Source organism: Erysipelatoclostridium sp. An173 (assembly GCF_002160495.1).
In the GTDB taxonomy this organism is placed as follows: domain Bacteria; phylum Bacillota_I; class Bacilli_A; order Erysipelotrichales; family Coprobacillaceae; genus Thomasclavelia; species Thomasclavelia merdavium.
On record NZ_NFKR01000025.1, the window covers coordinates 1 to 12,558 of the forward strand.

Annotated in this window: 14 protein-coding genes; 12 read left to right on the top strand and 2 right to left on the bottom strand. The window is 28.6% G+C overall.

Translation table 11 applies throughout. From position 1 onward, the window contains the following. Window positions 1-115 precede the first annotated feature (115 nt). The 10 genes from B5F09_RS10350 to B5F09_RS10395 all read left to right on the top strand — a co-directional run bounded on the left by B5F09_RS10350 (window position 116) and on the right by B5F09_RS10395 (window position 9,783). On the top strand, window positions 116-1,846 hold the full coding sequence (locus tag B5F09_RS10350) for an ABC transporter ATP-binding protein (protein ID WP_087374021.1): 1,731 nt from the start codon (window positions 116-118) through the stop codon (window positions 1,844-1,846). Next, a complete protein-coding gene (locus B5F09_RS10355; protein ID WP_087299148.1) occupies window positions 1,846-3,702 on the top strand; it encodes an ABC transporter ATP-binding protein in 1,857 nt (618 codons plus the stop codon). The genes B5F09_RS10350 and B5F09_RS10355 overlap by 1 nt, the downstream gene beginning before the upstream one ends. A 243-nt stretch (window positions 3,703-3,945) precedes the next feature. Next, entirely contained in the window at window positions 3,946-4,842 is an 897-nt protein-coding gene (locus B5F09_RS10360) for a transglutaminase family protein (RefSeq protein ID WP_087299146.1), read from the top strand. Window positions 4,843-4,854: 12 nt separating this feature from the next. Next, complete coding sequence (locus tag B5F09_RS10365) at window positions 4,855-5,883, top strand: type II secretion system F family protein (protein ID WP_087374023.1); 1,029 nt, start codon at window positions 4,855-4,857, stop codon at window positions 5,881-5,883. 10 nt (window positions 5,884-5,893) lie between these two features. Continuing rightward, a complete protein-coding gene (locus tag B5F09_RS10370) occupies window positions 5,894-6,193 on the top strand; it encodes a hypothetical protein (RefSeq protein ID WP_087374025.1) in 300 nt (99 codons plus the stop codon). After that, entirely contained in the window at window positions 6,186-6,635 is a 450-nt protein-coding gene (locus B5F09_RS10375; RefSeq protein ID WP_087374027.1) for a DUF4860 domain-containing protein, read from the top strand. Before B5F09_RS10370 ends, B5F09_RS10375 begins: the two co-directional genes overlap by 8 nt. A 9-nt stretch (window positions 6,636-6,644) precedes the next feature. Then, on the top strand, window positions 6,645-7,001 hold the full coding sequence (locus B5F09_RS10380; RefSeq protein ID WP_087374029.1) for a hypothetical protein: 357 nt from the start codon (window positions 6,645-6,647) through the stop codon (window positions 6,999-7,001). 1 nt (window position 7,002) lies between these two features. Next, window positions 7,003-7,374 carry a hypothetical protein gene (locus tag B5F09_RS10385; protein ID WP_087374031.1) on the top strand — a complete coding sequence of 124 codons (372 nt, stop codon included), beginning with the start codon at window positions 7,003-7,005 and terminating at the stop codon, window positions 7,372-7,374. Between the two features lies 1 nt (window position 7,375). After that, window positions 7,376-8,431 (top strand): type IV pilus twitching motility protein PilT, encoded by a 1,056-nt coding sequence (locus B5F09_RS10390; RefSeq protein ID WP_087299134.1) that lies wholly within the window; start codon window positions 7,376-7,378, stop codon window positions 8,429-8,431. Between the two features lie 191 nt (window positions 8,432-8,622). Next, window positions 8,623-9,783, top strand: a complete 1,161-nt coding sequence (locus B5F09_RS10395) for a hypothetical protein (RefSeq protein ID WP_087374033.1) — start codon at window positions 8,623-8,625, stop codon at window positions 9,781-9,783. A 21-nt stretch (window positions 9,784-9,804) separates the two neighbouring features. Here the strand turns inward: B5F09_RS10395 and B5F09_RS10400 are convergent, their stop codons facing one another. Together B5F09_RS10400 and B5F09_RS10405 are read right to left on the bottom strand one after the other, a co-directional pair. Continuing rightward, window positions 9,805-10,368, bottom strand: a complete 564-nt coding sequence (locus B5F09_RS10400; protein WP_087374035.1) for a chromate transporter — start codon at window positions 10,366-10,368, stop codon at window positions 9,805-9,807. After that, the gene (locus B5F09_RS10405) at window positions 10,365-10,934 is read right to left on the bottom strand and encodes a chromate transporter (protein ID WP_087299128.1); all 570 of its coding nucleotides are present in this window, start codon (window positions 10,932-10,934) and stop codon (window positions 10,365-10,367) included. Before B5F09_RS10405 ends, B5F09_RS10400 begins: the two co-directional genes overlap by 4 nt. Before the next feature lie 101 nt (window positions 10,935-11,035). Between B5F09_RS10405 and B5F09_RS10410 the strand changes: the two genes are divergently transcribed. Further along, window positions 11,036-11,935: a LysR family transcriptional regulator gene (locus B5F09_RS10410; RefSeq protein ID WP_087299126.1), complete on the top strand. Its 900-nt coding sequence runs from the start codon at window positions 11,036-11,038 to the stop codon at window positions 11,933-11,935. Window positions 11,936-12,109: 174 nt separating this feature from the next. After that, entirely contained in the window at window positions 12,110-12,454 is a 345-nt protein-coding gene (locus tag B5F09_RS10415) for a helix-turn-helix domain-containing protein (protein ID WP_158095182.1), read from the top strand. Window positions 12,455-12,558 lie beyond the last annotated feature (104 nt).

Genomic DNA, 12,558 nt, shown 5'->3' on the forward strand with positions numbered 1-12,558 from the left:
AATAAAACCTTCATTCAAAACAAAACTATTATCTTAAAATTAGAATGTACAATCAATAATGAATTTAATAAAAATCATTAAATGATTACGTACATATTATACGAGGAGTTAGGATATGGTAAAAACACTATTTAAACAAATTAAACAATATAAAAAGGATTCACTTTTAACAATTTTCTTTGTTGTTGTTGAAGTTATCCTGGAAATTTTAATTCCATTATTTATGGCTCATATTATTGATGATGGGATTAGTAATCGCGATATCAATGCAGTATATAAATACGGTTTAATCATGTTTGTTATTGCAATTGGTACATTATCGACTGGTTTTTTAGCTGGTAAATATGCCGCTAAAGCTTCAACTGGTTTTGCTGCTAATTTGAGGGATGCAATGTATACTAATATTCAAAGCTTCTCGTTTTCAAATATTGATAAATATAGTACAGCTGGTTTAGTTACTCGTTTAACTACAGATGTTACCAATGTACAAATGGCTTATCAAATGATTATTCGTATGTGTATTCGTGCACCAATGAACTTAATCTGTGCCTTAACAATGGCATTTATGATCAATGGTGATTTAAGTTTGATTTTCGTAGGAGCAATGATCTTTTTAATTGTTGTTTTAGGTTTCATTATGGTTACAGCTACTCGTTATTTTAATCAAGTGTTCCCTAAATACGATGATTTAAATGAAAGTGTTCAAGAAAACGTTGTAGCAATTAGAGCTGTAAAATCATTTGTAAGAGAAGATTACGAAAATAACAAATTTAAAAAAGCTGCTCAAAATATTTATAAACTGTTCGTTAAAGCTGAAGCAGTATTAGCATTAAATAACCCAGCAATGATGTTATCTGTTTATGGATGTATTTTTCTTTTATCATGGTTAGGGGCTCAATCTGTTGTTGGCGGATCTTTAACTACTGGTGAATTAACAACTTTATTTAGCTACATTATGAATATTTTAATGTCATTAATGATGTTATCTATGGCATTTGTTATGATTACAATGTCAATTGCTTCAGGTCGTCGTATTGCTGAAGTAATTAATGAAAAATCTGACTTAGTGTCACCTGAAAGTGCCTTAACTACTGTAGAAAATGGTGCTGTTGATTTTAATCACGTTACATTTTCATATAAACATGGAACTGGTGAACCAGTATTAAGAGATATTGATCTTCATATTAAATCTGGAGAAACAATTGGTATTATCGGGGGAACTGGTAGTGCTAAAAGTAGTTTAGTAAACTTGATTAGCCGTCTATACGATGTTGATCGTGGTAGTGTATTGGTTGGTGGTCAAGATGTTAGAAAATACGATTTAGAAGTATTAAGAAATGAAGTTGCTGTGGTATTACAAAATAATGTTTTATTTAGTGGTACAATCTTACAAAATCTAAGATGGGGTAATGAAAATGCAACTTTAGAAGAATGTGAAGAAGCATGTCGTTTAGCATGTGCTGATGAATTTATTCAAAAATTCCCTGATAAATATAATACTTATATTGAACAAGGGGGAACTAACGTATCTGGAGGACAAAAGCAACGTTTATGTATTGCCAGAGCATTACTTAAAAAACCAAAAATCTTGATTCTTGATGATTCAACAAGTGCTGTTGATACTGCAACTGATGCAAGTATTCAACAATCATTTGAAGAAAGAATTCCAGATACGACAAAAATTATTATTTCTCAACGTATATCTAGTGTTCAAAGTGCTGACCGAATCATTGTTTTAAATGATGGTATTGTTGATGCCTTTGCACCACATGAAGAATTATTAGAAACTAATGAAATTTATCGAATGATTTATGAAACCCAAACTAAAGGGAAGGAGGAAGCATAATGAAAAATAAAAGTGTCATGTTTCGTCTTTTTAGTAAATTATTTAAGCAATATGGTATACATATTGTTATTGTATTGATTTGTATTATTGGACAAGCTATTTGTACTGTTCAAGGTACAATGTTTATGCAAACTTTAATTGATGGATATATCGTACCATTAATGAAACAAGCTGTTCCTGATTTTTCTGATTTAGCTAATGCTTTAACTAAATTAGCTTGTTTCTTTGTAGCAGGGGTTATCTTTTCATTTACGTTTAGTCGAATTATGGTTAATGTAACCCAAGGATTTTTAAGAAATCTTCGTGTTGAGATGTTTGAACATATGGAATCTTTACCGATTCGTTATTTTGATCAAACAACTCACGGTGATATCATGTCTGTTTATACTAATGATATCGATACATTAAGACAATTAATCAGTCAATCTATTCCACAATTGACATCTAGTTTAATTACAATTATCACTGTATTTGTATCAATGTTGACATTGAATTTAACATTAACAGCAATTAGTGTTGTAATGGTTTGTGTAATTTTATTTATCTCTAGATCTGTTGGACGTTTATCTAGTCGTTATTTCGTCAAACAGCAGGAAACTTTAGGTAAGGTTAACGGATACATTGAAGAAATGATTTCTGGTCAAAAAGTTGTTAAAGTTTTTAATCATGAAGAAAAAGCAATTGAAGGATTTAGAAAAATAAATGAAGAGTTACGTGAAAGTTCATATAATGCCAATAAGTTTGCAAACGTCTTAATGCCTGTTACCATTCAAGTAGGTAATATGTCATATATCATTTGTGCAATTGTAGGGGCTATCTTAGCTTTATCTGGGTATGATAGTTCATTAACTATTGGGACATTAGTAACATTCATGACATTGAATCGAAGCTTCAATAATCCAATTGGACAAGTTTCAATGCAGATTAACTCTATTGCAATGGCTCAAGCAGGGGCAGAACGTATTTTTGAATTATTAGATCAAGAAAGTGAAATTGATCAAGGTATTGTAACACTATGCCGTGTTAAATATGTCGATGGTCAAATGGTAGAAACAAAAGAACATACTGGACATTGGGCATGGCGTCATCCTCGGCCAGATGGTCAAATTGAATTAGTAAAAATGGAAGGTGATCTTCGTTTAGAAAATGTTGATTTCGGGTATAATGATGATCACATGGTTTTACATGATGTTAATGTATTTGCTAATCCGGGTGAAAAAATTGCCTTTGTTGGGGCAACTGGAGCTGGTAAAACTACTATTACAAACTTAATCAACCGTTTTTACGAAATTCAAAAAGGTACAATCACTTATGATGGTATCGATATAAAATTAATTAAAAAAGCTGATTTAAGACGTTCTTTAGGGGTCGTATTACAAGATACTCACTTATTTACTGGAACAGTTATGGATAATATCCGTTATGGTAAATTAGATGCTACTGATGAAGAATGTATTGCAGCTGCTAAATTAACAAGCGCTGATCAGTTCATTAGACATTTACCTGATGGATATAATACAATGCTTACTGGTGATGGGGCTAACTTATCACAAGGGCAACGCCAATTAATTGCTATCGCTCGTGCAGCTGTAGCTAATCCACCAGCATTGATCTTAGATGAAGCAACATCATCTATTGATACTCGTACAGAAACGTTAGTACAAGCTGGTATGGATGGATTAATGAAAGGTAGAACTACTTTAGTAATAGCCCATCGTTTATCAACTATTAAAAATAGTGATTGTATCATGGTATTGGAAGCTGGACGTATTATTGAACGTGGTAACCATGAATCATTAATTAAAGAAAAAGGTAAATATTACCAGTTATATACTGGTGCTATTGAAATGGATTAATATAGTAAAAAGTTTATATTAGCAAAAATAGCATTAATGTATATTATAAAACTGCAACATTTTAGAGTAACTAAAATTCTCTAATTTTGTTGCAGTTTTTTATTTATTTTATTATCATAATTAAATCACAAAATATAAAATATATCAATTTATATTTTTTTATAAAAACACTTGATAATTCAAGCGTTTTTATTTTATTAAATTATAAATAAGTGTATAATTAGGAATGAGGAGGATTAGATAATGTCAAAAAAAATCATATTAATTATCACAATATTATCTTATCTTCTTGTAGGATGTTTTAGTGAAAAAAATAATTATCCTAGTGACTATCCAGCTTCTAGCAGCTATACAGTAAATGAAATTTTATATCCACAAGCATCTAACATCGCAGTTTTAGATAGTGATGTTGCTACAGTTGACTATTCTAATGTTAATGAAGGGTATATAGTTGCAACATTAAAGGCAGCTAATAGTCAAAAAATCAAAATTCAAATTAGTAAAGGAGAAATTAAATATAATTATGATTTAACGAGTTTAACAGGTACTAGTTATCCTTTGCAACTTGGTAGTGGTAAATATGTAATTAAGATTTTAGAGAATATTGAAGGTACTAAGTATGCTATTAAGCAAAGTGTAGAAATAGATGTTATTTTAAAAAACGAATTAAGTCCCTTTTTATATCCGAATATATTAATCAATTATCATCCTGGTGATACAATTACTACTCTTGCAGTTGATGTTGTTAAAGATGACGAAAATGATTTACAGAGAATTAAAACTATTTATGAATTTGTTGCTGGTTATTTAACTTATGATAAAGATAAAGCTAAATTAGCTAAGCAGCAATATTTAATTCCTGATTTGGAAGCATTAATTAAAGAAAAAAAAGGCATTTGTTTTGATTATGCATCAATGATGGTTGCAATGCTCAGAATTAATCATATTCCTGCACGATTAATTTGTGGGGGAACTGATCGTGATGAATATCATGCCTGGGTTGAGGTATATTTAGAAGGTCAAGGCTGGGTAAATCCAGATATTTTTATTGATAAAAAAACGTGGACGATCATGGATCCTACTTTTGCTAGTTCTAAATATGATTATGATGGTCAATATGTTCAAACATTATATTATTAAAGGGGAGATTAGATGAAGTTGACAGTGAATGAAAAATACTTGTTTTGTAGAGAGATGGCAATGATCTTAAAATCAGGATTTAGTCTACACCAAGGAATTATGATGATTGGTGAAGAAATTGATAATAGTAATATTAAAAATGTTTTAGAAAATCTAGTTGCTAGTATAGATGAAGGATGTAGCTTTAGTGATGCCCTTAAAGCAAATGAAGCATTTGATGAATATATGATTAATTTAGTTAATATTGGTGAGACAAGCGGTAACATGGATACAGTAATGGCTTCATTAAGTGATTATTATTTTAGAATTGATGATATTACTGATAAATTAAAACAAGCCCTGGTTTTTCCAATTATTTTACTAATAATGATGGTAGTTGTTGTTGGTGTGATTGTATTTAAAGTTTTACCAGTATTTAAAAGTGTTTTGCGAAGTTTAGGTAGTGATTTAACTAGTTTTGCCAATATTTTTATGGAATTTGGACAAATATTTTCATTAATATGTTTTATAATTTTGCTTATTTTAGTTTTTATTATTGTTGGAGTGTATTTTTATCAAAAAGCAAAGGGCATTAATATAGTATCTAGTTTGATGCAAAAATCATTTTTTGGTTCTAAACTATCAGATTCGTTAAATAAAGCACAAATTACTTATGCTCTATCTTTATTTGTGGGAAGTGGCTATGATCTTGAAGAGGCAATGAAATATGTTGATAAGCTGATTGATAATGTTAAATTACAGGAAAAACTAGTTAATTGTAATCAAGATTTAGCTAATGGCGAAGATTTTGTCACTGTAATCAAACGATACCAAATATATCAGGGAATGCCATTAAGTATGATTCAAATTGGTTTTAAAACTGGTCAAATTGATGAGATTATGACGATGCTCGCTAATCATTTTCAAGATGAAGTCAGTGAGGCTATTGGACGTTTTTTAAATATTATTGAACCTTTAATTGTTGCTTTTTTATCATTGATAGTTGGTGTTGTTTTAATATCAGTTATGTTGCCTTTAATTAGTATCATGGCTTCGATATAGGTAAATATGTATGCGGAATATTATTAAGTTTATCATTGTTATTGTTCTTTTAGGAGTGATAGTTACTAGTTTTAATCAGGCTTTAAATTATTCTCAAAGTGTAGATTTAAAGCGAATTGAAGATACAATTAGTCAGTTATGTTTAAAATGTTACAGTATTGAAGGACGTTATCCTCCTGATATCGAGTATTTAAAGGAAAATTATGGTTTACTTTTAAATGATGAGCAATATCAGGTTGTTTATTATTATGAAGGAGCTAATTTAGAACCATTTATTAAAGTGTGGCAAAAGGAGCAAAATTATGAATAAGCATCAAAATGTTCATATAATTTTTTCATTATCGTTGTTTTTATTATTTGTAATTGGTTCGTTTTTTGTTATTGCTTATGAAATACGGGGATATCAGATGATAAATCAGACTTGTCAAAATGAAGATGATTTAATCATGTCTTTAGCTTATTTAAATACAAAAATAAAAGCTGCTGATAATAGTAATGCAATTGATACAGTAATAGTTGATAACATTATTTGTTTACAAATAAAAACGGATCAAACTAAAACATATATTTACTTTGATGATGGTTATTTAAAAGAATTATATATAACTAATGATTATTCAGTTGATTTAAAAAAAGGCGACAAGTTATTTTTATTAGATAATTTTTATATTGAAAAAAATAATCGGTTATTTAAATTTGTTGTTGAAAAAAATGATTTGCAAAAACAAATTAGTATTAATGTACATGGATAGGGGGCAGTTATGAAAACTAAAGTTCATTCATTTGCATTTTTAATGGAAATAATTATTGTAATTCTCTTTTTTGCCGCTTCTACAACTGTGTGTGCTTCTTTTATAGTAAAAGCTAAAAATAAACAGGTTCAAACAACACAGCTTCAAAATGATATGTTAAAAGCTCAAAGTATTGTAGAAACCTTACAAGCAGATTATCAAAGTGATATTGAAGAAATATTTGGACTAAAAAAAGTTAATGAAAACTATTACCAGGGTGGAAATGTAATTGTGGAATTTGAAGATGATTTTTTAAGCGGAAAAGTAATTATAAAAAGTGATGATCAATTAATTAGTGAATTACCATTTGTTTTAAAAGGAAAGTAGTATGAATAAAAATAAACAATCAATCCGCTTAAGTATTGGGGCAATTAGTATTTTTATGATTTTTGTTATTTTGGTAATGTGTATATTGGCAATATTGTCATATTTACGATGCAATTCTTATTATCAATCAACAATTAGACAGGCTGAGTTTATAAGTGAATATTATCAAAGCGAAAGCAGTTTGTTAAAACGCTTTTATCAACTTGACTTAAATGGTCTAAATACTAATCCTGATGTTATCTATCAAGAAGATACTAATCTTTATTTAATGGAAGAAAAAATTAATCAAAATCAGATTCTACAATTATCATTTAATATTCAAAATAGTGAATTACAGCTTATAGGTTTAAAAACGATTAATCTGGAGGAATAAGATGGATATAAAAGAGTTATTAAAAGAGATTGTAACAAGGAATGCTTCGGATATTTTCATTGTTGCTGGATCACCATGTGCAATTAAAGTTGCTGGTAAAATAATTAAGTATAATGATACTCGTTTAATGCCTTTAGACACTGAAAAAATGATTAAAGATATCTATCAATTAGCTAATAATCGTGACTTTAGTAATTTTTTGGCTAGCGGTGATGATGATTTTTCATTTTCACTTCCTAATATTGGGCGATTTAGAGTAAATGCTTACCGGCAGCGTAATTCTTGTGCAGCAGTTTTAAGAATCGTTCGCTTTGAATTGCCGGATCCTAAAAAAATGCACATTCCAGAAATTGTTTGTGATCTTGCCAATCAAAAGAAAGGAATGATTTTAGTTACTGGACCAGCAGGTAGTGGCAAATCAACGACACTTGCTTGTATTATTGATCAAATTAATCAAAAACGAAATACGCATATTATTACAATTGAAGATCCGATAGAATACTTGCATTCTCATAATAAAAGTATTGTTTCACAACGTGAGGTCTTTCACGATACTAAAAATTATGTTGCAGCATTAAAAGCAGCGCTAAGAGAAGCACCAGAGGTTATACTAGTTGGTGAAATGAGAGATTTAGAGACAATCGATATTGCCATAACAGCGGCTGAAACCGGTCATTTGATTTTTTCAAGTTTACATACAGTAGGTGCTGCTAATACAATTGATCGTATGATTGACGTTTTTCCAGCATCCCAACAGCAGCAAATTAGAGTGCAGCTGGCAATGGTTTTAAATGCCGTTATTTGTCAACAATTATTACCTGGTGTTGATGGTAAAATGATACCGGCTTTTGAAATTATGATTTGTAATCAGGCAATCAGAACTTTAATTCGAGATGGTAAAACCCATCAGATTGATAGTACTATTTCTAATAGTCGCCAGCTTGGAATGATTACAATGGATGAAGCAATAATTGAATTATATAAACAAGGAAAAATTTCTAAGGAAACAGCATTGATGTATGCTACTAATCCTAAAATAGTAGAAAGACGATTATGATAATTTAGCGAACATGAACTAACTAGGTTCATGTTTTTTTTATAATTTAAAGATTTGTTATAGAAATCAAGGAAATGGTTATGATTGTTTTATCACAAAATTATTAGATAACCATTGAATTATATTGTTTTGGTTATAAATCGGTTATATAATATGTTATATGATATAATTTTGTGATTGAGGCGGTAAAAATGGTAAAAAAACAAATCCTTAAAGTCAATACCTTTGGTAAGTTAAAAATTTATAATAAAACAAGTGAATTTCCCCAGGAAAAAAAGCGCAGTGCTCAAGTTGAGTTATTACTTATATATTTGATTTTAAACCGGAATTTAGCGATTAATAATCAACAATTAATAACTTTACTTTGGCCTAATGGTGATGCTGATAAACCCGAAGGAGCACTTAGAAATCTAGTTTATCGAGTTAGAAAAGAAATGAGAATGTTATTTGACTTTCCCGTTGATTGTATTAAAGCTAAAGGGCGGAGTTATTATTGGAACTTAGAAATTAAATGTCAGGTTGATTATGAGCCGATAATCAGGTTAAGTAAAAAAATAAAATTAGAAAATGACCCAATTAGAAAATATCAGTTTTGTTTAGAGATGGTTAGTCGTTATCAAGGGGAAATATTACCGGATTTTAATTATAGTAGCTGGGTATTTGAACTTAATAAATCTATAAAACAAAAAGTTATTGATGCTATTGATGATACAATAACAGTTTTAAACCAATATAAAATGAATAAAGAAATATTAGATATTTGTAATAAAAATATTGATGACATGATGTTTTATGAAATTAAACTAAATGCCTATTATAACTGTGGTAATTATAATGAAGCCTTATCTTTTTATCATTGGGTCGTTGATTACTACCATAGTAAATATGGTCTAGAAGTAAGTCAAAATTTAAAAATTATTTATAATCTTGTTTTAAATAAACAATCACTTTTATCAATGAATATCGATCAATTAGATAATTATCTTAATCATGACGATAATAAAAATGCGCTGTATTTAGATTATGATCTTTTTAAAAGCGTTTATCAATATACTTGCAGAATGGTACAACAAACGATGCAGCCTCAGGTTTTAGCTTTGCTAACACTAGTAAAAGAAAAAGAAGAGGCCGATATAGAAAAAGGACATCTTCTTTTAAAGCAGGTTATTAATGAGAATTTAAAAAGCAATGACGTTTTTTCTAAAGTGAATCAATTGCAATTTGCACTTATTTTAAATTGTTCTAATATTGAAAGCGCCAAATTACCACTACAAAATATTGATGAAGCTTTTGTAAAGGCAGGTAAAGCTATTGGTTTTAAATTAACAAGTGAATTAAAATTGATAATATAAAAAAACGCAAATAGCGTTTTTTTAAAGAATATAGCTTAATAAATAAAACTGACTAACATTTAAAATTCCTGCTAAAACCATTACATAGATTGGATTAGCTTTTTTTACTAATAGTAAATATATACAAATACCAAAAATAATAATCATTTGTATTTTAATTTGACTAAGATCATTATTATTGAAAAAAGCTGAAATTAAAATAGAAATTCCAGCAGTAGCGATCAAAGATACAACTGCAGGACGTAAATACTTTAAAATGTTTTGTAATAACTGTAAATGACGATATTTTAAATAAAAATAAGCAATAACTGTAACTAAAATACATGATGGTAAAATGCAGCCAACAGTAGCTACTATAGCACCAGGAATTCCTGCAATTTTGATGCCAACAAAAGTAGCTGAATTTATTGCGATTGGTCCAGGAGTCATTTGAGAAATTGTTATTAAATCTGTAAATTCGCTAAAACTTAACCAATGATATAAATCAATTACCTGGTTTTGAATCAAGGGCATTGTGGCATAACCGCCACCAAAGCTAAAGGTCCCGATTTGAATAAAGCTTAAAAATAATTGCCATAAAATCATTGTGGTAACCTTCTTTCTTTATAAAGAGTATAGAAAAGACCAAAAAGGATACAGCAAATAATAATAAGAATAACACTGACATTAAAAAAGTAATTTGCAATGAATGCAATAACCATTATTATTGCATATAAAGGATTTTTCTCTTTTAAAATACCTGTAGCCATTTCGATTACTACGGCACATATAACTGCACCAACCCCAGCTTGCATCCCTTCAAGCATTAAGGCAACTACTTGATTTTCTTTAAAAGCATTATAAAACAAGGAAATAATTGAGATTATCAAAAATGGTGGGATGATAGTTGCAATAACGCTAATAATTACGCCAGGAATTTTAGCAATTTTATACCCAACAACAATTGCTCCATTTACAGCAATTGCTCCAGGTGCTGATTGAGCAATTGCGATTAGATCCAGCATTTCATCTTCATCAATCCAATGATATTCTTTAACAAACTTTTTTTGCATCAAAGTTACAATTACATAGCCCCCGCCAAATGTAAAAGCACTAAGATAGAGCGTTGAAAAAAATAATGTACTTAATTTTTTAGCTGTGTTATTAGACATATTAGTACCTCCGAAAATATTATATAGTTAATTGATATATAAGTAAAATAATATTATTATATAATATAGATAATAAAATAATTATGTATAGAGGTGTAAATATGACGTTAAGACATTTGATGATATTTATTAAAGTATATGAACAAAAAAGTATTACTAAAGCAGCTAATCAATTACATCTAGCACAACCAGCAGTTAGTCTAGTAATTAAGGAAATTGAAAATCATTATCAAATCACTTTATTTGATCGGATGAATCGAAAAATATATCCAACTTTTCATGCTGATCGATTGTATGAATATGCCATTAGTATTGTTGATTTATTTGAACAAATGGAAAAAGAAATGGAAAATTGCAAAGAGAATGGAGTTATTAAAATTGGTAGCAGTATTACTAATAGTCACTATGTTTTACCCAATGTCATAAAATCTTTACAAGACCATTATCCAGAATTGAAAATAATAACTTATGTTAATAATACTAAAGTTTTAGAAAAACAGATTTTAGAAAATAAATTAGATATTGCAATTATCGAATCACAGCCTGAAAGTAATAATGTTATTAAAATTCCATTTATGACTGATTATCTAACAGTAATAGCTAGTAAAGACCATCAATTATTAAATAAGAATAATATTGATTTATCTACTTTGGTTAAATATCCTTTCTTTACAAGAGAAAAAGGTAGTTCTGTTAATACATTATTAAAAAGTGTTTTTCAAACTAAGCAGATTCCAATTAACTTTGCGATGGAAAGTATTAGTAGTCAAGCTATTATAAAAAATGTTGAATATGGCTTGGGAATTGCTTGTTTGCCATATATGTTAGTAAAATCAGCTTTAAAACAAGGTAGTATTAAAGAAGTTATAGTTCCAGATTTACAAATAAAACGACAGTATCATGTTATTTATCATTATCGTAAAAACGTTTCAACGATAATTAATGATTTTATAAATATTTGTATAGAATTTGGCAAGTATCATCAAGATTTAAAACAGTAGTTTTAAATCTTTTTTTCATTGTGGTTATAAATCGGTGATTTTTAAATAAATAATCACAAAATAATAACAAATTCAAAACATTATGCTATTATAAAGTTGATTAATTGTTTATAATGAAAAATAATTCGTTTATTTGTGATTAATTGGTAAATAAAAATGGTTGAGGTGATTTATATGGCAAAAAAAATAACCGAAGTATTAGGAAAAACAATTAGAAAGGAAAGAAAAGAACGTAATCTAACCCAACAGGATTTAGCAGATAAAACAGGAATTTCTAGACGGCATATTGCTAATATTGAAAGTGGTAAGATCAATGCTTCTTTTGAGGTTGTACTAGCAATCGTTAAAGAGTTGAATATTTCGTTAGATAATATAATTTATGCTGATTTAAATGATAATTATAAAATCGAATTACAAAAGATGGCAGTTCAGTTATCTATGTGTCAAGATAATCAAAAACAGATTGCTTTGAAAACAATTGATTTTATGCTTAGTGAGTTTATAGCTGCTAATCATTAGTTTTTAGTAAGCTAATTGAAGAAAATTTATTTTAATGATTTATAAAAGTATTTTAGGTGATTCTAAAATACTTTTTTTGTGAGTAAAACTTTAGTAACTAAATT